Origin of the sequence: Andreprevotia chitinilytica DSM 18519, from assembly GCF_000711875.1 — a bacterium.
GTDB lineage: Bacteria > Pseudomonadota > Gammaproteobacteria > Burkholderiales > Chitinibacteraceae > Andreprevotia > Andreprevotia chitinilytica.
Genome location: NZ_JONM01000003.1, coordinates 152687 through 175616, shown reverse-complemented (window position 1 = coordinate 175616; position 22930 = coordinate 152687). Strand labels below are relative to the sequence as shown.

The window sequence follows — 22930 nt, the reverse complement described above, 5'->3', positions numbered from 1 at the left end:
CTTGGCTATTTACTTAAAATTAACTTACCGATTTCGGCTGCAAAATCAGTCCGGCAACCAGGCCCGACGCCACTTATCGAGATTGTCACCGCTGAGCATCCAGTCCTTGCGCACTACTTCACGCAGGGCGTCACCCCGGCGTGCCGTCTCGTCCAGATCGGCCAGATGGGCACGAATCGCATCAACCCAATCCTTGTGCTTGTTCTTCTTGACCAGCGTCACCGGTAGATCGCCCCGGTAGCAAATGCTATCGGTCGCGATGACCGGAAAGCCGCAGATGCCATATTCCAGCAGGCGCAGATTGCTCTTGCAGTCATTGAACTGGTTGTATTCCAGCGGCGCCAAGGCGAGATCGAGATTAAGGCTAGCCAGTTTGGCCGGATATTCGCTGATCGGCACTCCGCCATGGAACTCATGGACATGCGGTCGCAGCTTATCTGGGCACATGCCGAAAAACACCCACTCAACCTCACCCGCCAACTCCTTCACCACATCGGCGATCAGTTCCAGATCACCAGTGTGGCTGGCACCGCCCGCCCAACCAACCCGCGGCTTGCGCCCGACACGGCGCTGGCTGGCCACACTGCCCCACCACTCAACCGGCAGACGGTTGTGAACCACGCGGATATCGGGATGGAAACCAGCGAATGCATCGGCCAGCGGTTCGCTCGATACCACGAAGCGATCCACCATCGTCAACGCGCGGCGCAAGGATTTGACGATGTCCTTGGGCATATGGCTGCGGTGTGCGCTTTTCAGAGGCAGGTTCGGCAAATAGTCATCGAGCTCATACACCTTGAATGCCTGGGAGAAATTCTTGAAATTGCCGAGGAACCGTAGCTGTTCGTCGGAAATCTGCCGTTGCAGCACCAGCACATCGGGGTCGACGCGCTGCAAATCCACCGGATTCAGCAGCTCCCATGACATGCCGCCGGTGATCTGCAGATCGTTCTCCAGCGCCATGAAGGGCTGAATGATGCGGTACTGGCCGCAGCCCATGCTGTCAGCCGGATGCGCCAGCACGCGCGGCGCTGGCCGCCAGCTCAAGGGCTGCCAGGTGACCAGGGGGCGTACTTCCGGCTCGAAACCGTTGCCATGCAGGAACAGGTTCTTGTTGTAGGCCGGATCCTGCGCCAGTTGTGGCAGCCACTTCCGATACATCGCATCCTGCTCGCCCTGGAAGCGCTTGCGCTTGGCTTCCTGCGCCACCGGGTCGATGCGGGTCTGGCTGACACTGCCCTCGTGCAGCACGGTGGCATGCGGCGTCCAGACCACGAGGTAACCGGCCTCTCGGATCTTGAGGCACAGATCGACATCGTTGTAGGAGACCTTGAAGACCCCCTCGTCCATGCCGTGCATCGCTTCATACACCGATTTGCGGACCATCATGCAGGCAGCGGTCACCACGCTGTAGTTCTGGTCCACCAGCAAGCGGTTCATGTAGCCGGGCGCGTCCAGCGGCAGGCCGATGAACGGGTGATCCGCCGGGCCGCGCAGGCCCAGCACCACGCCGGCATGCTGAATGCGTCCATCCGGGAAGTACAGCTTCGCGCCCACCGCGCCGACTTCCGGGCGTTGGGCGTGGTGCAACATTTCCTCGATCCAGTTGGCCTGCACAATCGCCGTATCGTTGTTGAGCAGGAGCAGGTATTCCCCTTGCGCTTCACGGGCGGCGAAGTTGTTGATGGCGGAAAAGTTGAACGGCTTCGGGTAGCGCAAGACCCGAACGCGCGGGTTCCCGAAGGCGGCGATGCCTTCCAGATAGGCCAGTGCATCCTTGGTTTCGCTGTTGTTGTCGATGATCAACAGCTCGTAATTCGGGTAAGTGGTTTTTTCCAGCAGGCTCTCGACGCAACGGCGCAATACCGGCAGTTGATCCTTGGTAGGCACCAGAATCGACACCAGCGGCTGCGTAGGGTGCAGGAAATGAGTCCGCACGCTGCCCGGTGCCGAATCAGGTTCGACTGCGACCTCAAGGCCATTGCGCCGATAGTGCGCCAGCACGGCACGGCCAAAGGCATTGCGATATTGCTCGTCACCCGGAATACGCCATGGATGCGGCGCAAGGTGGCAGACGATCTCGGCAAAGTGGCCAATGGCGGCGAAACCTTCGCGATCAAATACGCGCAGCAAGGCGTCGATCTGTTCTGCGCCCTCTTCCAGCGGTTGGGTCGGATCGGCCAGATAATCCAGGGTCGAACGCTTCAGCAGCAGCAAGCCATCGGCATAGGGAATCGAGCGCAGCATATCGAGGTTGAAATCCGGCTTGAAGCGCGGATAAACCGGATTGCGCAAGGTATCCAGCCAATCGTCATCGGCATACACGGCGGCCCAATCCGGGTGTTCTGTCGCCGCAAGCAGACTTAACAGCAAACCATCGTGATTGAACTGATCTCCGGCTTCGACGATGGCAATCCAGCCCTCATCCACCGTCGTCGCATGGGCGAGCAAGGTGGCATATCCGGCGGACTCAGCGGTCAGCCACGTCAATCCCCCTTCTTTGCCAACCATCGGGTCTGCCAGCGAGGAGACGATGGTTGGCACCACACTCTTGAAGAACTGAGACGACAAGCTGTTGATGGTCTTGATGATGCCGTCCAGCGAGCCGGTGCGATCGACGATATAGATACGCACCGGCGCAAGCGGCAATTGAGCGAGGCGTGCATCGATCAGACGCCCCTGGCTATTCGACAACTGCCGCTGGGCCAGCCAATTGGCATAACGCTTGCTCTCCGCGCCGATGCGCGGGTTTTCATATTGGCCGTCGTAGTCAAAATCCACCGTCCGCAAGCCGGCCTTGGCGGCCACCAGCGGCAACACGCGCTCGACCGAATAGGCCAGCGAGGAATCGTATTGCTCCGGCACAACCGCAAAGTCGCCTTGATTCAAGCCCAGCGTCTGCAGGGCCTGTAGCGCCTTGCCCCGGCACCAGAACATGCCATCAGCGGCAAACTCGTAGTCCAGCGACATCGGATCGAAGCCCAGCTGCTTTTCCAGCGCCTCGATCTGCGCCCCATGCAAGGCCACGTGGTGGCGTGAATTCCATAGGTATTTCTTGGCGGTCTGGATGCCGACATCGGGGTACTGGCGGAACACCGCGAGCGTCTTTTCGATCTCCTCGGTACTCGGCAATACGGCCTGCAACAGGTCAGCCGGGTATTGCTCGCCGTCGGCCTGACGAGCGCCGTAGACCTTGCAGACATAGTCGTATTCCGCCACCGGCTCGTCGCGCAGCAGGGAAATCAGCGGCCAGATGTCACGGCCACAATCTTCATACACACCCAGCCGCGCCTGCGGATACTCAGGCCCGACGGCTGCCTGCACCGACGCGGCCTGCTCAAGCGTCGTGGTGACAAACAAGTCGAACGGGATGGGTATCTGCTTCAGGCGCGTGGCGATACCCGCCCAGGCCGGCGACTCTGGCAAATGCACCACCACCGCCAGCCGCTCTACGCGGCGCGGCGCGGCCGGACGACTCAGCGCGGCACGGCCCGCATACTTGCCCAGCAAATCGGCTGGCTGCTCACCCACGCCCACCCGCATGATGAACTGCAGCGAGCACAACTCGGTGAAGTCGTCCCGGCTCAAGCCCTTCATGCTCAACCGGCCGACTTCGACATCGATCGTTTCACGGTCTTTCAGCGTGGTGAACAAGCTCTGCAACTGGGCATCGAGCGAGTACAACACCGACTTGAAGTGGTAGCCGGTTTCAAACAGCACACGCCGGAACTCAGTCAGCGTAAAGAAGCGGATGTGGGTGATATCCAGCAAACCGGCCGGCTCGTATTCCCAGTAGCCATCGGTCAGATCCCGCATCAGGCGCAGGTTGCGGACATTGGGAATCGAGATGATGACCTGCGCGTTCGGCGCCAGGAATGGCCTGAGCGCCACCAGCACCGACCACGGGTTGTACATGTGCTCCAGCACATCGGCGAGGATGACGCCATCGAGCGAACCGGGTGCGATGCCTTCTTTCTCGAGGTCAAAGTCCTCGAATTTGCCGACCAGCACATGGTCGATCTTCTTGGCCGCCTCTGCCGCCGCCCCTTCGTTGATTTCCAGCCCCCAGACCTTGGCCTTGGGAAAGCGCTGCTTGAGCAAGCCGCTATTCGCACCAGCGGCGCAGCCAATATCCAGCACAAAGGTCGGCTCGGTCTGGAAGGCATCGATCAACGGGCTGCGGGCGGTATCGTGGTAAGCCACCTCGACATCGGTGTGCTGCACATCCAGATGCGTCTGCCAGACATACCCCTGGTTGACGGGAACCTCAGCCACCGCCTCTCCAGACCCGGCTATTTTTGCGATCAGCTCGGCCAGCCGTTGCGATGCCAGACCGTCAGTACCGCGATTGAAGCGGCCGCGCACTGCCTGGGCAACATTCAGGCACGTGTTACGGGCTTGCTGATCACCCACCAGCAACGTCACCGCTGCGGCCAGTTGCGGCCATTCAACGCTGACGATGCCTTCATCCGGGGCGAATACCGTGCCCGTCAACAGACTGAAGTCGCTGACCACATCAATGGCCGGCGTACCGGCGAGGACGGCTTCAATCGACAGGTTGGAGCCGGACGAGATCACCACATCAGCCGATGCCACCCATTCCTGACCATTGTTGAGCGTGTACACCACCCGCTGCTCGATGCCGTACCGGGCGGCGATCTCGCGGAACGGCGCTTCTTGCGACTGGCGTACCACATCGGTCAAACGGTCTTTGACAATGAGCCAGACATCGCCGCCAAGCTGGCGACAAACCTCGGCATGCGCGTGGCAGAGCGCGTCGAACTGCTGCAGGAAATCGCGGTTATCCAGCGCACTCAACTGTGCATTCCAGGTGGTGCCGTACAACACCCATTTCGCGTTCGCCGGCAACCCGTAATTCTGGCTCAGCGCGGCCCGCAATTGCGGGCGCTGGGCCGCCAGCTGCGGGAAGACATCCCACGCCGGGTTGCCGATGATGGCGATGCGCTCCTCGGCCACGCCGCAATCACGAAAGAACTGCGCGCTGCGTTCGCTGAACACGGCAATATGGTCCGGCAAGCTGGCTTCGGATTCGTCAGTCTGGCTATAGGCGCGGCCCAGCGCTGTACCGTGTGATACCAGCAACACCGGCACCCCATGCGCACGCGACCAGAGCGACAGCAGTTTGCCGGGCTGCAAAACGGCCTCGTTGACCAGGGCGATTTCAAAATCCAGCTCGGCCGTCAGCGCATCCAGGCTGCTCAACCAGCTCGCCATGACCGGCCACTGCAGGTTGAGTTGATCGAGGGCTGGCCGCTCCAGCGATCCAGCCGCCGGGTGTGCGGACTGGAATTCGTACCAGTTCACCGATGCGAAGGCCCGTTTGACCTGGCCGAAGCGATTGGCGACATCCTGCCGTAGCGCCGGCGCGTCCTGAACGTGGCTTGACGATACGGTTCGCAGCTCGGAGCCGCTCTCACGAATGGCATCGGTCAGGGCTGGCGTGACAAACGCATCCGGCACGACAACGATGCGTGGTCGGCCCGCGAGATAGGCGCGCAAGGCCGGCAGGTTCTTTTCCCACAATGCATATAACAGCGCTGTTTTTTTCATGACTTGGCTTGTTCTCTCTGCCCTGCAACATTCAAGGTGCGCAGCAATTCATATTCGATCGCCGTACCGAGGTCGACGTCATGCATGTTCAGTGCGGCCGAAAAATCGTTCTGCCGGTGCCAACCGGTGACGCTGGCAGCAATATCACGATCGCGGGATTCGGCATTCAGCCAGCCTTGCAACACCGCGCCCAGCTCGGCGCCAGCCAATGCCTCAAAGCTCAGTGCGTCAGCGTTCTGCAGAAAACTGCTTAACAACATGTAGGCAAACACGCGATTGCGTGCGCCGCCCAAATGGCTGGCAAAGCGCTCGCGCCATTGCGCCAGGGAGGTGTCCAATCCGTTCGGCTGCGGCGCCTCAAGCAATTGCCGCAGGCAATCTTCATCCAGCTTTTGACCCAGCAAGACGGTCTTTTGCTCTTGCTGCTGCATCCAGCGCGCGTTGCCTTCCGGATCGCGGCGGCACTCGAGCACGGCCATGAAACGGCCGGTGCTAAGCAGCGGCAGGCGGCCGAACCATTCGGTATCGAGGAAGTAAGCCAGGTCCAGCAGGCTGTCGTCGTTGGCGATCCAGTCGAGCTGGCGTCCCCACCAGTTCTGGAACTGCAGCGGTGTCGCCATGCCGGGGCGCTGATACTCGCCGGAAAACGCGCTGCCATAGGGCACGACTGCCACAATGGCCAGATCCAGCCGGTTGGCGATCTCGACGATTTCTGCTGCCTTCAGGTGCATGCTGAAGCGCTCCGGGCCTTGGGCGATCAGATCGTCCAGCGTCACGTCGCGGCGGCGGTTGTAGCACAGGTGGTCCAGCGAATAGATGTCGAAAATGATGCGCCCGTCCGGCCGCACCACGCGCTTCCACTCCTTGAGCACGTTTTCAACGTGCGGGAAGTGCGTCATCACGTTCAGCGAAATCAGCGTATCGAAAGCGTGATCGGGCAAGGGCAGCTTCTGCACATCGCCCGGCAGCAGGCGCACCGGCATATTGCCGGCCTGCCGACCGCATTCATCCAGCATGGCTTGCGAGCTATCGACGCCGGTCAGCTGCATGCCCTTGCGTGCCAATGGCAACGATGCCCGGCCCGTGCCGACGCCGACGTCCAGCAGATCGCGCCCGACCGCGAAGCGCTCGCACAAGCCGACTTCGACACGGTTCTTGAGGCGGTTGGTGCCTTGATTGCCGACCATGCGCTGGGCGTACCACGCCACCATGCCATGGTCTTTCCAGGCATCGGTTTTCCAATCGATCAGCTTCTTGTTATCCACTTGAACTCCCTGTCTCATTGCTGGCCGAGGCGTTGCCGCCCCAGCACGAATGCTTCTGCTGCTTCATAACCGACGCTGGCACCACGCCAGCGCGCCAAGTGCTCAACCGCTTGCAGCGAGCGCGCATGCGGCCAAGGCCGCATTTCCGCCGCATAGGCCTGCAAGGCACTCAACTTGGCATCCAGCGTGGCTGAAATATCGATAAACCAGTTGGGCAGGAACGGCGCCGCGCTGCCCGGTGGCTGCCATTCGGTCGATGAGGCAATCTCGAAAAACAATAATGTCTCCACCGGATGCCCTGGTTGCGGGCGGCATGCCGTGACCACGGCCTCGTGGATACGCCGGTGATCCACGTTCACATCCCCGGCCCAGTGCGTGTACACCACGCTCGGCCGATGTGTGGCGATCAGTTGCTCCACTGTTTGCGTCACATCGAGCCGGGCCACCGTGTCCATGCGGTTGTCGGGGTAATCCAGCAAGTCAAGGCTGGCGACCCTCAAGATGGCGCTCGCTTTTTCGCTCGCCGATCGCAGCGCGGCTACTTCCGCATCGGTCGGCTCGCCACGGCTGTATAGCCCTTGCGCCAGGATCGCCACGTGCACCCGATCGCTACGCGCAGCATGGCGAGCGATCGCGCCACCGCAGCCCAATACTTCGTCGTCCGGATGCGCGGCGATGACAAGAACGGTCTGGCTCATGCTTGCTCCACCACGGGTTTCTCCACCGCGAAATGCCAGCTGGCGAACACCTTTTGCTCCGGCGAAAGGCGGTTCTGCACTTCCTTGTGCTCCAGCGCCAGCAGACGAAAATCCGCCAGCAGCGCACGCAGATGCGCCTCATCAGAGAAATGCACGTTGCCGCAATTGACGAACTGGCCGGCGCTGAAATCGGTCAGCGTGTGTTCATCCTGCGCGCGGCCGAATTGCCGGTCGCTGTGACGGTCGGAAAACCAGTCGATACCGATCAACCGTCCGCCCGGCACCAGTCGCTGCGCGAGCATACGCAAGGTGCGCTCGATGGCCTCGGTGGTGTTATGCGTGAGCGATGATCGATCCACGATCAGATCGAACTGGCCCGGCAACGGAATATCAACGGTGAAATCGCCGAGCACCACCCGGCCGACCAGCTCGGGATACCGCTGCAGCACGACATCCAGCGCGGCCTGGCTGCCTTCGATGGCGTAGTAGTCCGCCCCGGCGCTCAGAAAGAACGGGATGTTGGCGCCGCTGCCGCAGCCAAGCTCCAGCACGCGCGCGCCAGCCAGCGATGGCGGCCCGTAACGCCGCACATATCCCACTAGTTCAGACCACGGCCAGGCAGTGTGTTGGTGCCTGGCCTTATAGATCGAATCCCATTCGGCGGAAAAACTCATGTTCGGATTGACGATACCGCGCTGGTTTACAGTTGGATGAAGGAGATATTCGGCTCGAACGGGAAGCATTCGAGCGGATGTTTGTTGATCTCGAAGTTTTCCAGCAAGGCTACGGTTTCGCCCGGCCAATTCATGTTGGCAGCCTCGTCAAAGGCAATGATCGCGCCTTTGGGCATCCGTGGCAGCAGGGTTTGCAATGCGGTGGCCGTGGGCTGGTAAATATCGAAATCCAGATACAGCAGCGACACCAGCAGGTGTTTGTTTTCTTCCACGTAACGCGGAATGGTTTCGTTGGCATCACCCGCGATCAATTCGATTTTCTGGATCTGGCTGATAAAGCGGTTTTCGTCGTATTCCTTGATGCACTCATTCAGCTCGGTCAGCGTGTCGTAGTCTTCGCGGAACATGCCGGCCTGCACCTCGGGGCGACGCTGATCGACCGGATCGACATCGGGGAAGCCGGTAAACGTATCAAAGCCGATGATCTTGCGGTGGTAGTTGTAGGGTTCCAGTGTGCTGGAGAGCTTGGCCCAGGTCATCAGGCCGCCACCGTGGTGAACGCCGCATTCGACCACCGAACCTTTGACATTGACGATGCGTTTGTAGATTTCGTAGTGCGCCAGGAAACGGGCGATGGTCTGCCGCCGCACGTATTTGGAAAAATTAGCCAGCTTTTTATCCGTGGGGCAAGGCGATTGGTCGAAAACCATGGGCGCTCCTTTGCTTGTATTTACTTGAAATAAAGAGATTACCGCGCGGCATCCGCCGCTTGGGTAACATTGCCGCGCATCAATACATTGAAGCTATCGGGCCCGACGTTGAACAACAAATCAATAATCGACATATACGGCTCGAATTCACCATGCAACTGCGGGTAAACCGGGTGTTGATAATCTTGGAAATGCGGCGTGATGCCTGCCTGCAGAAAACCATCCACATCCGCGTAATTTCTTCCCTGTGCGCCAAAGATATACGTTGTCGCGCCAAGCTGCTTGCACATATCGAGCACCAGATCGGATTTATAGCCCTGGAAGTCATGCTCGCTGGCAATATCGATCGGTACGCTGATGCCGAGCGCCTTCAGACCGAAATCCAGCGTGGCAAAATTCAATTCGGCCAGCCGTTCATAGGTTTTACCCAGCAACAACGCTTCGAGCTGGTGAATATAGTCCTGATAAAAAGGCGCCTTGCGGTAGGCCATATCGATGGATTTGAAGTGCTTGCGATTCCAGCCATTGTTGATAATCTTGATATCGCTCAGCTTTTTCTCGAAGTGATCCTTCGATTCAACCGGCACCGACAACCAGAGCGGCCCGGCATTGGTCTTGATCTTGTTGCGATTGTTGAAGTCCTTGGTCTGATATTGCGCGATATCGAACACGCAGAATCGCTCGGCCAGGGCGATCTTGTGAAACAGACCGAGCCAAGGCAGATAAACCGGTTGGTGCGCGGTCAGGATCATGCGGCTTCCTTGATGGCGGCCTTGACGATGGCGGCGATGCGCACGGCATCGGCATCGGCAAGCGATGGATAGAGCGGCAATGATACGGTCTGCCCGGTCAACGCCGCCGCCACCGGGTAGCGCGCCGCATCATCCAGCAGCTCCCAGCGCTCTACCGGCACAATGGCGCGCACGCCGGCCTCCGCCAGCGCGGCGATCACTTTGTCCGCCACTACGGTGCGCAAGACAGCGCGATAGCGGACCGGCTCGGTCTGTGGGTCGTCCAGCAGATCGAGACCTGCTCGTTGATAGATCGAGAACAGTTGTTCGCGGCGCAGGATGAAATCCGGCAGGCGCTCCAGCTGCACCCTGCCGACAGCAGCCTGCAAATCGGTCATCTGGAAATTGAACCGCAGCTCGCGGTCTGGCCGGCAGTCGAACTGCCGGTAATCGCGCACGGCATCGATCAGCGTCCGGTCGCGGCTGACGACTGCGCCGCCTTGGCCACCAGTGGTCATCAGCTTAGTCGCATAGAACGAACAAATGCCGACCTCGCCACGTATGCCGATACGCTCGCCGCTGACCGCCGCGCCCAGCGACTGGGCCACGTCTTCCACCACGGCGTAGCCGCGCTGTTGGCGCACGGGCACCGGCAGCCCGTACATGGAAGGGGCAATCAGGATGTCGAGCCCGGCGCGATCCGCCAAGGCCACATCAAGGTTCGGGCTGCCGTCAGCACAATCCAGATACACCGGCGTGCCGCCAACCAGGCCGACGGCATTGCGCAGGGCGGCGCAGGCATAGACCGGCAACCCCACTCGCCTCCCCTGTCCGCCCAAGGCCCACAAGGCCAGATAGAGCGCGGCCGAGCCGCTGGAGACGACCACCGCGTGCCCTTCCGGCAAGCCAAGGAAGCGACACAAACCCTGCTCGAAGGCGTCCACCTCCGGCCCTTGCGCGACCCAGCCGCTAGCAAGCACACGAGCAGTGGCGGATTGCTCATCCGGCCCGAGCATCGGCAAGTTGTGCGGGATCATGGTTCCTGGCCGGGAGATGACGGCGGGATGCGGTCGAGGTAATAGCCGGGCTTGACCACCATCGGGTTGCCCACCACCAGCGAATAGGGCGGAACACGCCCGGCCCCGACGATGGTGCCAGCCGCCACCACCGTATGGTGGCCAATGTATGCCCCGCCCTTGATGACCGAATGCGAGCCGACGAACACATGGTCTTCCAGCACGATGTCGTGCCGATCGACGTCATCGGCCAGGCCGATGCATTTGCGGTGCGAATCGGCACAATTGATCGACACAAACGAGGCGATATCGCAGTGATCGCCGATCACCACGTTGGCCCCCTTGGCGTTCACCTCCGACAAACCGCCGATGTAAACGCCCTCGCCGATTTGCGGCTCGCCCACGATCCAGACCAAGGGATGAAAACGGTTCGGCTGAAAGGTGGTCAGGTGGGTGAACCAAGCCTGCAGCTTGTCCTTGTCGGGTTCGCCGTTCATGCGCGCATGTCCCCCAACGCCAGTTTTTCGCCGCGTGAAATGGCGCGGGTGGCGGTCAGCCCGAGCACCTGATCGATCATCACTGGCGGCAGGCCACCGCCCGGCCGGCGCAGCCCGACGTTGCTCGCATCAAGCAGCTCCCCCGCAGCGATATCGCGTAACGCCACCACGCTGCGGCGGGCCAGCACGCGCATGTCGAGTTCGGCCGTGGTCGGCCGTACATGCGGCGAGCCACGTAAGGCATGGGCCTGATGAATGGTGTTGATCCACTCTGCCAAGCCGGCCGGCTCTTCCGAGAACCAGTGATCCGGCCCGGGCAAGTCATGATCCAGCGTGAAATGTTTCTCGAAAATCTTGGCGCCCAGTGCGGTCGCCACGGCAGCGGCCAACGGCCCTTGCGAGTGATCGGAAAAGCCGACCAGCAGTCCGGGGAAAGCCTGCTGCAACGTAGTGATCTTGCGGGCGTTCACGTCTTGCGGCGGCGTGGGGTATTGCGAGGTACACAACAGCAAGGCCACCGGGTAGCCGGTGAACCAGCCGGTGGCTTCCAGTGCCATCTGCACATCGGCCAGATCGCTCATGCCGCAAGAGAGGATCAGCGGCAGGCCGGTTTCGGCGTAGCTGCGCAGCAAGGGCAGATTGGTAAAGTCGTCCGAACCGACCTTCACAGCCGGCACGCCCACCTTGAGCAACACATCCAGATCGGACCGGTTCTGCGGGGTGGAAAAGAAGGTCAAGCCAACCTGGCCGCAATAGGCTTTGACTTCGTCCCATTGTTCCGGCGCGAATTCGTAGCGCTGAAACATGGTCAGCATCGACTCGGTAACCGGCTTGCCCTGCGATTGGTACGTAAAGGTCTGGTTCGGGTCGCCACAAAACTCCGTGGCCTTGAAGGTCTGGAATTTGACCGCATCAGCCCCGGCCACCTTGGCGGCATCGATCATGCGCTTTGCCAGCGCAAAGTCGCCGTTGTGGTTGATGCCGACTTCCGCAATGCAGTACGGGGCCGAATCCGGCCCGATCTCGCGGTCCCCAATGTAAAAGCTGCCGGGCTTCATACCCCTGTCTCCGTATTTTTTGCGGCCTTGGTAGGCGCTGCAAAGGCTCCCTCCTCTCCCGCCAGCGAGAGAGAAGATAAATTCAATCGATCCGTCAGTGCCTGACAAACCCGTTCGCTGCCGTTGCCGTCAACCAGCGACCAGGCCCGTTCGGACATCGCCGTCAGCGCCTGCTCGTTCAGTGCGGCCAATGCTTCAGCGTAGTCGTCGCTGCGCAAGGTATGCGCCCAACCCAATGATCGGATCGCACCCTGCTCCGCCAATGCGGCGGTCAGCTCCGCCTGGTTGTCACTCAGGATGGTCACCAAGGCCGGCGCACCAACCGCACAGCGCTCCCAGCTGGCCGAGCTGCCCGCGCCAAGCACCAGATCAGCTTGCGCCATCAGCCGGGCCATGTAGTCGATCTGACAATGGCAACGCCAACCGTAGCGGCGGCAGAATTCCTCTACATCGCTACGCTGTGGATGCGCGGCGCCGACCACGGTATCGACCGCTAGCGAGGCGGTTGCAAACGAGGAACGCCAAGCCGCCAGCCCAGCCAGCGCTTTCATGGTCTCGCCCTGATCATCGCCGCCGGTATAGAACACCACCACGCGCTCCAGCTTGCCTTGGCGCGGCGCGGTCGTCGCTCTTGCTGCGGCGAATTCCGGCCTAAGCAAGGCATAGTGCGGGCCGAACAAGGTCTGGGCGTCGTCCGGCAACAAGCCGGCATAGCGCGCAGCGGCATCCACATGGAAATTCTGGTCAATCAGCACATCACAGTCGTGGCGGCGATTCGCCATATCGTCGATCACGGCCAGACAGCCGACCCGGCCGCGAAATCGCTGTTCCCAGTCAGCATCCAGTGCGTAGTTGTCCACGATCAACACATCGATCCGGTCGTTCGCCAGCAAGGCGCCGCATGCCTCGGCATCACCTTGCTCCTGCGACAGCAGATCAAACCCAAAGCCGGCTTGTTCTACCAGTGCATGCTGCGCACCGGGCAAATCGCGACCGATGAAACGGATCGTCGCGCCACGCGCCTTGAATCGTTGCGCCAATGTCAGGCAACGCACGAGGTGCCCGCTGCCGACGCTGAGCCCGCTATCGGCGCGAAAGACGATATTCACGCCCTGAATCCAGCATGATTGGCCACCGCCAACGCGAGCTCGAAATCTTCACGGGTGTCGATGTCGATGGAGCGATGAAACGGCATGCGATAGCCGCGCATGCCCGGCCCGTAGAAATCCCGGTCGCGCAGGAAAGCTTCCACCGTTACGGCATAGGTGCTGCCATTGCCGGCCAGCAGGGTGCCGATCACTTCCGAGCGCAAGCCGGCTGCTTCCGGCCACATGGGGGCCAGACCACCTTGCGCGTCCTGGCGCAATGCCTGATGCGGGTAGTGACTGAAGGTGGTGACAGCCACGGCAAATTCGCACTGGCCGGGCTGGATCAGCCCCACGGTGGCGGCGATGTCGGCGGCGGTGCGCAAAGGTGCGGTGGCGTAGCAGCAACATAGCCCGTCGTAGTGGCGTCCGGCGTGCGCTTCCCGCTGCAGCAGTTCGGCGCACACCTCGGCCACCGTCGATTTGTCGGTGGCGAGATCGGGCGAACGCCGATCCACCTGCGCGCCCGCGGCATGGGCGACTGCGGCGATCTCGTCATCCTCGGTGGATACGATCACTTGCTCGAAAAGCCCGGTTTCCAGTGCAGCAGCCACGGTATAGGCCAACATGGGCCGGCCCTGGAAATCAAGGATGTTCTTGCGTGGCAGGCGTTTGGAACCGCCACGCGCCGGGATGATCGCGATCCACTTCATACGCCCACTCATCTCTTCGCTGGGCGCTTATTGCGCCAGATCGTCGAGCTTCAGCAAGCTGCCGGCATCGAGATTGCTGCGCAGCTTCATATCCACCAGCTTTTCATACACATCCGGGCCGATACCGTGGCCGGGGCGGCGGAACTCGACTGCCACATCGCCTAGACGTTGCCCGGCCTGCGCTGGCGCTTTCAGGTAAACGCTACGGCGCACACGCTGCCGCTTGACCAGCTCTTCGGCATGCATGACGCGGCGAGCGCCGCCGAGCGCCACTTCAACATCGCGGATGGTGCGGATGAAGCCGTTCATCTCATGCGGCTCCAGCGAGAAGATGTGCTCCACGCTGCGGGTAGTCCGGTCTTCGGTAATGGTTTTTTCCAGCAGGTTGGCGCCCAGCGCCAAGGCGGCGACGTCCATCTCCCAACCGGGCGTATGGTCCGAGAACGCGACCGGGTAGGGAAACAATCGCTTGAGCGTGGTGATGATGTTGAGATTGATGCTTTCCAGCCGGGCCGGGTAACCGGACGGGCATTGATGGATGATGATGTTCTCGTTGCCTTCGCCCCGGATCACGTCCACCGCCGCTTCGACCTCGCCCAGCGTGGCGCTGCCGGTATCGAGCTGGATGCACATGCCGGTACGCGCAGCCTTGCGGATCAAGGGGAAATGATTGACGTCCGCCGAGGCGATCTTGATCGAGTCACACCCCAGCTCAACCAGCAGCGAGATGTCTTCGTCAAACGCCACGGTGGAGAAAAACGCCAGCCCGAGCGAATCGCAATAGCGCTTCAGCTCGCGCCACTCCTGCTCTTGCAGGCAGCGGCGGCACAGCAGTTCATACAGCGACTCTTCCACAGCTTCGGTTTTGCCGTTGGTGCGATCCACCAGCACCTCGTAGCTGAAGGTCTGTTTCTTGTCGGCGCACAACCGATCCGGATCGAAAATCTGGAACTTGACCGCATCGGCACCGGCCTCGGCGGCCAGTTTGACCAGCCGTTTGGCGGAGGCAAGGCTGTCGTGTGTCGGGCCAGCCTCGTAAGTGATAAAGCAAGGCTGACCATCGCCAACCAGTCGATTACCGAACTGCACTGTCATGACAAATCATCCCTTCGAGGCATTGTTGGATAAGTGGTTAAGCAGGTTATCGGCCACAAACGCCAGATCATGATCTTCGAGGCGGGTATGCAGGGGCAGGGAAATCGCCCGGCTGTAATACGCCTCCGCCACCGGAAACTGGCCCGGCCGAAACCCCAGATGCTGGAAATCAGGCTGGGTATGCACCGGAATGTAATGCACGTTGACACCGATGCCGGCGGCACGCATGGCGTCGAACAACGGGCGGCGCTGTGCCGGATCAGGGGTTTGCACCACGTAAAGATGCCAGGATGGCTCGGTCTGCGGCAGAACGGCCGGCAACACCAGCCCGCTACCGCCCAGCAATTCGTTGTAGCGCGCCACCAGCGCTCGCCGCCTGGCGACAAAACGCGGCAGCTTGCTCATCTGGCTTGCGCCCAGCGCTGCTTGCAGATCCGTCATGCGGTAGTGAAACCCCAGCTCGACCTGCTCATAGCTCCATGCCCCGTCGGGCTTGCCGTGCATGAGTGCGGGATCACGGGTGATGCCGTGGCTGCGCAGCAGCAGCAAGCGCCGATAAACGTCCTCATCCTGCGTCACCACCACACCGCCCTCGCCGGTGGTGACAATCTTGACCGGATGAAAACTGAACACTGCGGCGCGTGAATAGCGGCAATTGCCCACTGGTTCACCGCCATAACTCGCCCCAACCGCGTGGGCAGCGTCTTCCAGCACCGTAAAGCCATACCGTTCGGCCAGTTGCGCAATGGCGGCCATATCGCAGCTTTGCCCGGCGAAATGCACCGGGATCAGCAATTTGGGCAATTCACCGGTTTTTTCCGCAACTGCCAGTTTTTCCGCCAGCGCGCTGATACTGAGGTTGTAAGTGGCCGGATCAATATCAACAAAATCAACCATTGCACCGCAATAGCGCGCGCAATTGGCGGAGGCGACAAAGGTATTGGGCACAGTCCAGACCCGGTCGCCCGGGCCGATGCCCAGCGCGAGGCAGGCAATATGCAGCCCGGCCGTGGCACTGGAAACGGCCACGGCATAGCGGGCATTCGCGGCAGCGGCCACCGCAGCTTCAAAGCGCTCGATTGCCGGGCCTTGCGTCAGCCAGTCCGAGCGCAATACCGCATCGACAGCGGCAATATCATCCTCGTCGATATCCTGCCGGCCGTAGGGAATGAACCGTTCTGCCATCAGGGCGTCGCCTGGTCGAGCGCTTTCAATTCGGCGATATCCAGGAACAAGGGATTGTTATCGGAGGCGTAATTGAACCCCTCGTCCACCGGCTTTCCTTGCTCGCCGGCATCGTTGCTGTCGTAACCATGCTGAACGACAAAATTGATCGACGGCGCAATGACGTAATGATCCGCGAATTCAAAGGTGTGGTTGCTGTCGTCGTGCGAGATCATCAATTCATGCACTTTTTCGCCTGGACGAATGCCAACAACGTGCTGCTTCAATTGCGGCGCCATTGCCGTCGCCAGATCAGTAATGCGCACCGATGGAATCTTGGGCACGAACAACTCACCGCCTTGCATGCGCTCGAAGTTCTTCAAGACGAAATCAACCCCTCGTTGCAGGGTGATCCAGAATCGCGTCATGCGCGGGTCGGTAATGGGCAACGAATCACAGCCATCGGCTACCAGTTTGCGAAAGAACGGCACTACCGATCCACGCGAGCCGACGACGTTGCCGTAACGCACCACGGCGAAGCGGGTCTTGTGGCCGCCAGCGATATTGTTGGCGGCGATGAACAATTTGTCGGACAGCAGCTTGGTCGCGCCGTACAGATTGATCGGGCTGGCGGCTTTGTCGGTCGATAAGGCGATCACTTTTTCCACGCCATTCTCGATGGCGGCATTGATCACGTTTTCAGCGCCCCAGACATTGGTGCGGATACATTCGGTCGGGTTGTACTCCGCCGCCGGTACTTGCTTGAGCGCCGCCGCATGCACGACGTAATCGACGTTACGCAATGCCTGGCGCAACCGGTCGCCATCGCGCACATCCCCCAGAAAGTAACGCATGCACGGCGCGTTGAATTCCTGCTGCATTTCAAATTGCTTGAGTTCATCGCGCGAGAAAACGATCACACGGCGCGGCTGATAACGTTCCAGCACAGTCTTGATGAATTTCTTGCCGAACGATCCTGTGCCACCAGTGATCAGAATGCTTTTATTGTCGAACACCAGATAATTCCTCTTTCAATTCGTGTCTTTAGTTCGGTCCATCTAGCAATGCTGCAAGCACCGCTTGCAGATTCTGAACACCATCAGCAAATACCTGCGTTGCCGCATCAAACGCAATGGCCGATTCGCTATCTGCAATGCCTGCCGCCCAATTCACCACCACGGCCAGCGTGGCGTACTGCAGCCCCAGTTCACGCGCCAATGCAGCCTCCGGCATCGCGGTCATGCCCACCATGTCGCCGCCATCGTTCCTGATCCGCCGGATCTCCGCTGCTGTCTCCAGCCGCGGCCCTTGCATGCAGGCGTAGGTGCCACCATCGATGACAGGCCGGCCCAAGCGGGCTGCCGCCTCAAGCAATTTGCTCCGCAAGTCCTGGTCATACGGCAAAGTGAAATCGACATGCGAGAAGTCGGTATCGCCACCGTCGAAAATGGTCTGCTTGCGTCCCCAGGTATAGTCGATGATCTGGTCGGGCACTACCAGCGCACCGGGCGCAAGGTCGCTGCGAATGCCGCCGACCGACGCAATCGCGATGACGCGCGTGACGCCGTGCTCGGCCAGCGCCCACAGATTGGCGCGGTAATTGATCTGATGCGGCGGGATGGTATAGCCGTAACCGTGTCGCGCAATGAAAACGACGGGCTTGCTGTCGATTTCGCCGAAGGTCAGCGGGCCAGACGGATCGCCGTAGGGAGTACGCACCACTTGCCGCCGGGTAATGCGCAAGTTCGCCAACTGGCTGGTGCCGGTTCCGCCAATGATGGCAAGCATCTCTTGTTCTCCCTGCCCTTGATGACGGTGTTTTTATGACGGTTATGACTGCATCTTAAGGAATAAAAAAGGGCGGTGCCAGCCGGCCCGCCCTCTTCCACTCTGCGATCTCGCCAAGTGTTTCATTACACGCGGCAAAATTCTTTCAGATAGGCCGAGAATTCTTCGCCGACTTCATCGTGCTTGAGGCCGTAAGCCAGCGTTGCCTTCAGATAACCCAGCTTGGAGCCGCAGTCGTAGCGAGTACCTTTGATCTTGTGCGCCAGAATGTGCTGCTCTTGCATCAGCGCGAAAATGCCATCGGTGAGCTGAATCTCGCCGCCCTTGCCCGGTTGCACGTGCTGCAGATGGTGGAAGATACGCGGCGTAAGAATGTAACGCCCGACCACCGCCAGATTCGACGGCGCTTCTTCCGGCTTCGGCTTCTCGACGATGTTATTGATGCGCAACTTGCCGTTGTTGTCGCTCACTTCGACGATGCCGTAGGAACTGGTATCCGCATGTGGCACTTCTTCCACGCCCAGCACCGAGCAATGCGTATCGCCGAACAGCTCGACCATGCGCGCCATTTCGGACTTGGTGCCACCATCGATCAAATCATCGGCCAGGATCACGGCGAACGGCTCATCGCCCACCACCGGCTCCGCGCACAGCACGGCGTGCCCCAAGCCCAGCGCTTCCGGTTGGCGGATATAGATGCAAGTGACTGACTTCGGAATGATTGACTGCAGGATATCCAGCAGCTTCTGCTTGCCCTTGGCCTCCAGCTCGTTTTCCAGCTCATAGGCTTTGTCGAAGTGATCTTCGATGCTGCGCTTGTTACGACCGGTGATGAAAACCATCTCAGTGATGCCGGCATCCAGCGCTTCTTCGACGGCGTACTGAATCAGCGGCTTATCGACCACCGGCATCATTTCCTTGGGGCTGGCCTTGGTGGCGGGCAAAAAGCGTGTACCCATGCCGGCAACCGGAAAAACCGCTTTGCGTAGTTTTTGCATTGATCTATTCCTCGTTGATTGTGAATTACCCAGCAACCCAAGCCGCCACGCCGCGCCCAATACCTGATCGGACTGACGTTGCTGCAGCGCTTCCGGCCACTGCGAAATGGCAGACCGGCCGACCCCCAGCGCTTCGGCCAAGCGGGTCTGGCTGCCAAACAGTTTGAGTGCGTCAAGCTTCTGCATAGCCCTCATGTTCATTTATTTGAACACGAGAGTCAAACAGAAATGTCTTCGTAATATTGTTTAGAAAAATGAACATCGTTAGTTTTGCGGCACTATGCTGGGCAAACGAAATTATTCAGCCACTTCCTCGATTTGATCCGGCGGTACGCAATCACCACCTTGATGGCTTCCTCAACCAGCAGCAGCCCGTAGATGTAGATCGGATCGATACCCAACCCGTAGCGCAGATACGCCGCCAGCGGCAACAACAACACCCATTGCGAGAAGAAATCCAGATACAGGCAAAACTTCGCCTCCCCACCTGGACGCAATACGCCGACCACCATCATCATCGCCACGCTCTTGACGATAAATGCGACCACCATGATGTCGAAGAATTGCCCGGTCATTTGCCTCACTTCGGGCGTCAAACTGGAAAACATCTGCAAGATATTCTGCTTGAACAGCCATACCGAGATACAAGTGACCACGCCCACCATCAGGCTGAATAGCACCAATCCCCAGGCCCGGTCATAGGCTTCTTCCATTTTATTGGCACCAATACTGCCACCGACCAGAATCGAAGCCGCGCTCGACAAACCAATCAAGAATGCCAGCGAGAATGATTCAATCGGTGCAAGAATGGAGAGCGCCGCCAGGCTCTCAACACTGACGCTTCCCAAAATGGCGTAAAACACGAACACACCCAATGCCCATAGCGTGCTGTTGATGGCCGATGGAATGGACAGCTTCAAGAGCAGCTTGATATCGGCATGGCGAATAGCCTTGGCAACCAGTGAGGGAAAACGCGATAGCAAATGCGATTTCCACCGCAAATGCACATATAGCAAGATCGTTTCCACACAGGCGCTAATCAAGGTGCCATAGGCCGCCCCGGCAATCCCCATTGGCTGGAAGCCAAACCGGCCGAAGATCAGCACCCAATTCAGGAAGATATTGAGCACTACACCCAGCAAGCTATACACCATCGTAATCGACGGCTGATGCATGGCACGCAAGCCAACCGCAATACTGCAGGTATAAGCAAAGAACAGGAAATTAATACTGGTGATCTGGAGGAACGCCGAGCCTCTGGCAATCACTTCAGTCGAATTTGTTCCGCTTGCCACAATAGCTTGTGGAAAGAAATAAAATGTCGCGGCAGCAAGCAATGCAAAACAAGTCGTTGCTGCCCAGGTCAGCAAAATGGTTTGTTGTAACTTCTGTTTTTTATTACTCTGATCGCTCCCCCAGTATTGCGCTGCAATCTGCGCCCCACCTAACGACAGCCCGATCAGAAAAATCGTAACAACAAACAACGCTTTGCCGGCAATACCAATGGCCGCAATATCGTATTCGCTCAGCGAGCCCAGCATCAAGGTATCGACGATACTTTTGCTGGAAAAGACCACCGTCTGCAAGGTGATGGGAATGGTGATCAGCAACAAGCGCCATAGAAAATCGCCCCTGATGCAATTCAGATAATATTTCATGATGGTTTCCAAAAGAAAGGCCGATGGATTTGCATGCATTACTACAAGACCACAGCCAGCGCATCCCCTCCTTTGCCGGCAATGCTTTTTGAATCAATCGGGCAGCGCTATCCCGTTGAATACCAAGCGAACGCTGGATTTGAAAAAAGCCCGACCCTCCCTCTCTACCCAGAGGAAGGATCGGGCGCAACACTTTCAAATTGTCGTGTTCTAATAGATATTCAGATAAGCTGCGTTTGCGTTTTAGAGCATCTTGACGACCTGAGCCGGATTACCAACCGCAACGCAATTGGGCGGGATATTGTCGTAAACCACGCTCCGCGCACCAATCACGCTGCCGGCACCAATTTCCACGCCTTTCAAAATCATCGCGCCAGTGCCAATCCAGGCTCCTTTACCGATCTTGACGGGTGCAGCGGTGATCTTGCGGGCCTCGCCGGGTTTGCCACGGCCACGCAGCGGATGGCCGCTACTGTCCATGATCGTCACCAGCGGGCCGAACACCACGTCATCGCCGATCTCGACCTTGTCATACGCGACAATCGCCACGCCCTGCAGCACCACGTTGTCGCCGATGCTGATCTGGCCGGGAATGCCGTCATTGACCTGTACGGACGTCAATTTCACCGCCTGGCTATGGAAGGCCGGGTTGCAGCCCGATTCGATATAGCAGCCGCTACCGATCTTGATCGCGCCCCAAAAATCGCCGACATCCATCGGTAGCTCGGCAACATCCGCGTCCTTCACTTGCGTAAATGCCACGCGCGGCACGTCGACAAAGACCGTGTCGTCACCAATTTTCAGGCCATGATTCACCAAGGCATCCTTGACTGCGCCTTCATATTCCAGCGGCACATCCGGGCGAACCGGGTAGATATTCTCGTAGGTGCAAGTCATCAGCTCACCCGTTCCAGCAGGCGTTGATTGATTTTGCTCTTGCGGGCTTTTTGACCCTCAAGTTCCTTGAAGATCTTGATGACTTTATTCAGCGAATACTTCTCGTCCTGCAGATCCTTGCCATAGAAACTGGTCACCCACAGATTGTATTTATTGTGGATACGCTCAGCGGCATTGGCCGACGATTCCTTGTGATTATCCACTTCTTTCTTATGCGGCCAATGGAAAGAGCATGCCGATTTTTCCATGGTGAACAGATTGTTGTTCAGATACAGGCGCACACCGAGATCGACATCTTCACCGCCCCAGCTATTGAACTCTTCGTCGAACAAACCGGCCTTGAGCAATTCTTCGCGCTCGGCAGACACGTGGCAGGTCCAGAGGATATCGAACGGTGCTGGCCAATTGGTAATGTTATCGCCCAATTCGTCATATTGCTTCTGGCGAATATCCAGCGCTTGATGTTGATTCAGGTGATAAATGGTGGTATCGACATCCTTGTAATCGATCACGTCAGCGATTTTGTCGACCAGATCATTATCGATTTCAAAGCCATACACATAACCGATGATCACGGTCGGATAGGACGAGCGCTGGTGAATACGCAGATGCTCTTCCAGCGTCGACGTTGCCAACAAAACACCGGTGTCGATATAGAGAATATATTGACCTACCGCGATGGCGGTGCCGACATTTCTGGCCTTGCCGGCACGGAAACCATGATCTTCCTGCCAGAAGTATTTCACATTCAGATCATCGGCAAATTCCTGCACAACGGCCTCGCTATTATCGCTACCGCCATCATCCACAATGACTACTTCAAATTGTGATTTATCCAGTGTTTGCTGGCGCAGCGATTCAAGCGTGTAACGCAGCAGATCCTCGCGATTGTAAGTCGGGATCACTACGCTGATTTTGATGTTGTTCATTGTTAGCACCATGTTTTTACAGTTAAGGGAAAAATCGATTTGAAATCTGCCCGGTTAGGGGAAGCTGTAACACCTACCCGTGCACAGCCTTCCCTATTGAACAATTTTCAAATCAGTTTTTGGTTTCGTCACTGCGAGTATCGGCTCCATCGCCAGAGCGGAGTCAGGATCAATGCGATATATATTTTCTTGTAAGACATCACATACCCAACTCCGCTCACATCGGATCGAAGATGCGGCATTTTTCTAATTCGCCTTTGCACCGACATCTGCGACCGGAACGAAATTTAAGAAAATTCTTAGATTCCTACCAGTAAATAGTTACCGAATGTATACATAAGTACGCATATGTATTTAGTACTAATGAAAACAGATAGGGCGAT

19 protein-coding genes are annotated in these 22930 nt (G+C 58.7%); all 19 read right to left on the bottom strand.

The annotated features are described in order from the left end of the window. Positions 1-45 precede the first annotated feature (45 nt). The 19 genes from BR41_RS22735 to BR41_RS05875 all read right to left on the bottom strand — a co-directional run bounded on the left by BR41_RS22735 (position 46) and on the right by BR41_RS05875 (position 22547). On the bottom strand, positions 46-5571 hold the full coding sequence (locus BR41_RS22735) for a glycosyltransferase (RefSeq protein ID WP_051710316.1): 5526 nt from the start codon (positions 5569-5571) through the stop codon (positions 46-48). Then, positions 5568-6836: a class I SAM-dependent methyltransferase gene (locus BR41_RS22730; protein ID WP_051710315.1), complete on the bottom strand. Its 1269-nt coding sequence runs from the start codon at positions 6834-6836 to the stop codon at positions 5568-5570. Before BR41_RS22730 ends, BR41_RS22735 begins: the two co-directional genes overlap by 4 nt. 14 nt (positions 6837-6850) lie before the next feature. Beyond that, entirely contained in the window at positions 6851-7534 is a 684-nt protein-coding gene (locus BR41_RS05955; RefSeq protein ID WP_035054073.1) for a PIG-L deacetylase family protein, read from the bottom strand. After that, positions 7531-8208, bottom strand: a complete 678-nt coding sequence (locus BR41_RS23485) for a class I SAM-dependent methyltransferase (RefSeq protein ID WP_169741255.1) — start codon at positions 8206-8208, stop codon at positions 7531-7533. The genes BR41_RS05955 and BR41_RS23485 overlap by 4 nt, the downstream gene beginning before the upstream one ends. A gap of 26 nt (positions 8209-8234) precedes the next feature. Beyond that, positions 8235-8918, bottom strand: a complete 684-nt coding sequence (locus BR41_RS05945; RefSeq protein WP_035054071.1) for a TylF/MycF/NovP-related O-methyltransferase — start codon at positions 8916-8918, stop codon at positions 8235-8237. A 38-nt stretch (positions 8919-8956) separates the two neighbouring features. Next, positions 8957-9670, bottom strand: coding sequence for a WbqC family protein (locus BR41_RS05940; RefSeq protein WP_035054069.1), 714 nt, complete (start codon positions 9668-9670; stop codon positions 8957-8959). Beyond that, positions 9667-10686 carry a DegT/DnrJ/EryC1/StrS family aminotransferase gene (locus BR41_RS05935; protein ID WP_035054066.1) on the bottom strand — a complete coding sequence of 340 codons (1020 nt, stop codon included), beginning with the start codon at positions 10684-10686 and terminating at the stop codon, positions 9667-9669. The genes BR41_RS05940 and BR41_RS05935 overlap by 4 nt, the downstream gene beginning before the upstream one ends. Next, positions 10683-11162 (bottom strand): acyltransferase, encoded by a 480-nt coding sequence (locus tag BR41_RS05930; RefSeq protein WP_051710313.1) that lies wholly within the window; start codon positions 11160-11162, stop codon positions 10683-10685. Before BR41_RS05930 ends, BR41_RS05935 begins: the two co-directional genes overlap by 4 nt. Beyond that, positions 11159-12220, bottom strand: a complete 1062-nt coding sequence (locus tag BR41_RS05925) for an N-acetylneuraminate synthase family protein (RefSeq protein WP_051710312.1) — start codon at positions 12218-12220, stop codon at positions 11159-11161. Before BR41_RS05925 ends, BR41_RS05930 begins: the two co-directional genes overlap by 4 nt. After that, positions 12217-13329: a UDP-2,4-diacetamido-2,4,6-trideoxy-beta-L-altropyranose hydrolase gene (gene pseG, locus BR41_RS05920; RefSeq protein ID WP_051710310.1), complete on the bottom strand. Its 1113-nt coding sequence runs from the start codon at positions 13327-13329 to the stop codon at positions 12217-12219. Before pseG ends, BR41_RS05925 begins: the two co-directional genes overlap by 4 nt. Next, the gene (locus BR41_RS05915; RefSeq protein WP_035054064.1) at positions 13326-14018 is read right to left on the bottom strand and encodes an acylneuraminate cytidylyltransferase family protein; all 693 of its coding nucleotides are present in this window, start codon (positions 14016-14018) and stop codon (positions 13326-13328) included. Before BR41_RS05915 ends, pseG begins: the two co-directional genes overlap by 4 nt. A 27-nt stretch (positions 14019-14045) precedes the next feature. Further along, on the bottom strand, positions 14046-15113 hold the full coding sequence (locus tag BR41_RS05910; protein WP_035054061.1) for an N-acetylneuraminate synthase family protein: 1068 nt from the start codon (positions 15111-15113) through the stop codon (positions 14046-14048). A gap of 6 nt (positions 15114-15119) precedes the next feature. Continuing rightward, entirely contained in the window at positions 15120-16298 is a 1179-nt protein-coding gene (gene pseC / locus BR41_RS05905) for a UDP-4-amino-4,6-dideoxy-N-acetyl-beta-L-altrosamine transaminase (RefSeq protein WP_051710308.1), read from the bottom strand. Then, a complete protein-coding gene (gene pseB / locus BR41_RS05900; protein ID WP_035054059.1) occupies positions 16298-17293 on the bottom strand; it encodes a UDP-N-acetylglucosamine 4,6-dehydratase (inverting) in 996 nt (331 codons plus the stop codon). The genes pseC and pseB overlap by 1 nt, the downstream gene beginning before the upstream one ends. 28 nt (positions 17294-17321) lie before the next feature. Continuing rightward, positions 17322-18065, bottom strand: a complete 744-nt coding sequence (locus BR41_RS05895; protein ID WP_035054057.1) for an S-methyl-5'-thioinosine phosphorylase — start codon at positions 18063-18065, stop codon at positions 17322-17324. Between the two features lie 125 nt (positions 18066-18190). Further along, entirely contained in the window at positions 18191-19063 is an 873-nt protein-coding gene (gene galU / locus BR41_RS05890) for a UTP--glucose-1-phosphate uridylyltransferase GalU (RefSeq protein WP_035054333.1), read from the bottom strand. A 278-nt stretch (positions 19064-19341) separates the two neighbouring features. Next, complete coding sequence (locus BR41_RS05885; protein WP_035054331.1) at positions 19342-20721, bottom strand: MATE family efflux transporter; 1380 nt, start codon at positions 20719-20721, stop codon at positions 19342-19344. A gap of 243 nt (positions 20722-20964) precedes the next feature. Next, positions 20965-21618: an acyltransferase gene (locus tag BR41_RS05880; protein WP_035054055.1), complete on the bottom strand. Its 654-nt coding sequence runs from the start codon at positions 21616-21618 to the stop codon at positions 20965-20967. Beyond that, a complete protein-coding gene (locus BR41_RS05875; RefSeq protein ID WP_084186862.1) occupies positions 21618-22547 on the bottom strand; it encodes a glycosyltransferase in 930 nt (309 codons plus the stop codon). The genes BR41_RS05880 and BR41_RS05875 overlap by 1 nt, the downstream gene beginning before the upstream one ends. Positions 22548-22930 lie beyond the last annotated feature (383 nt).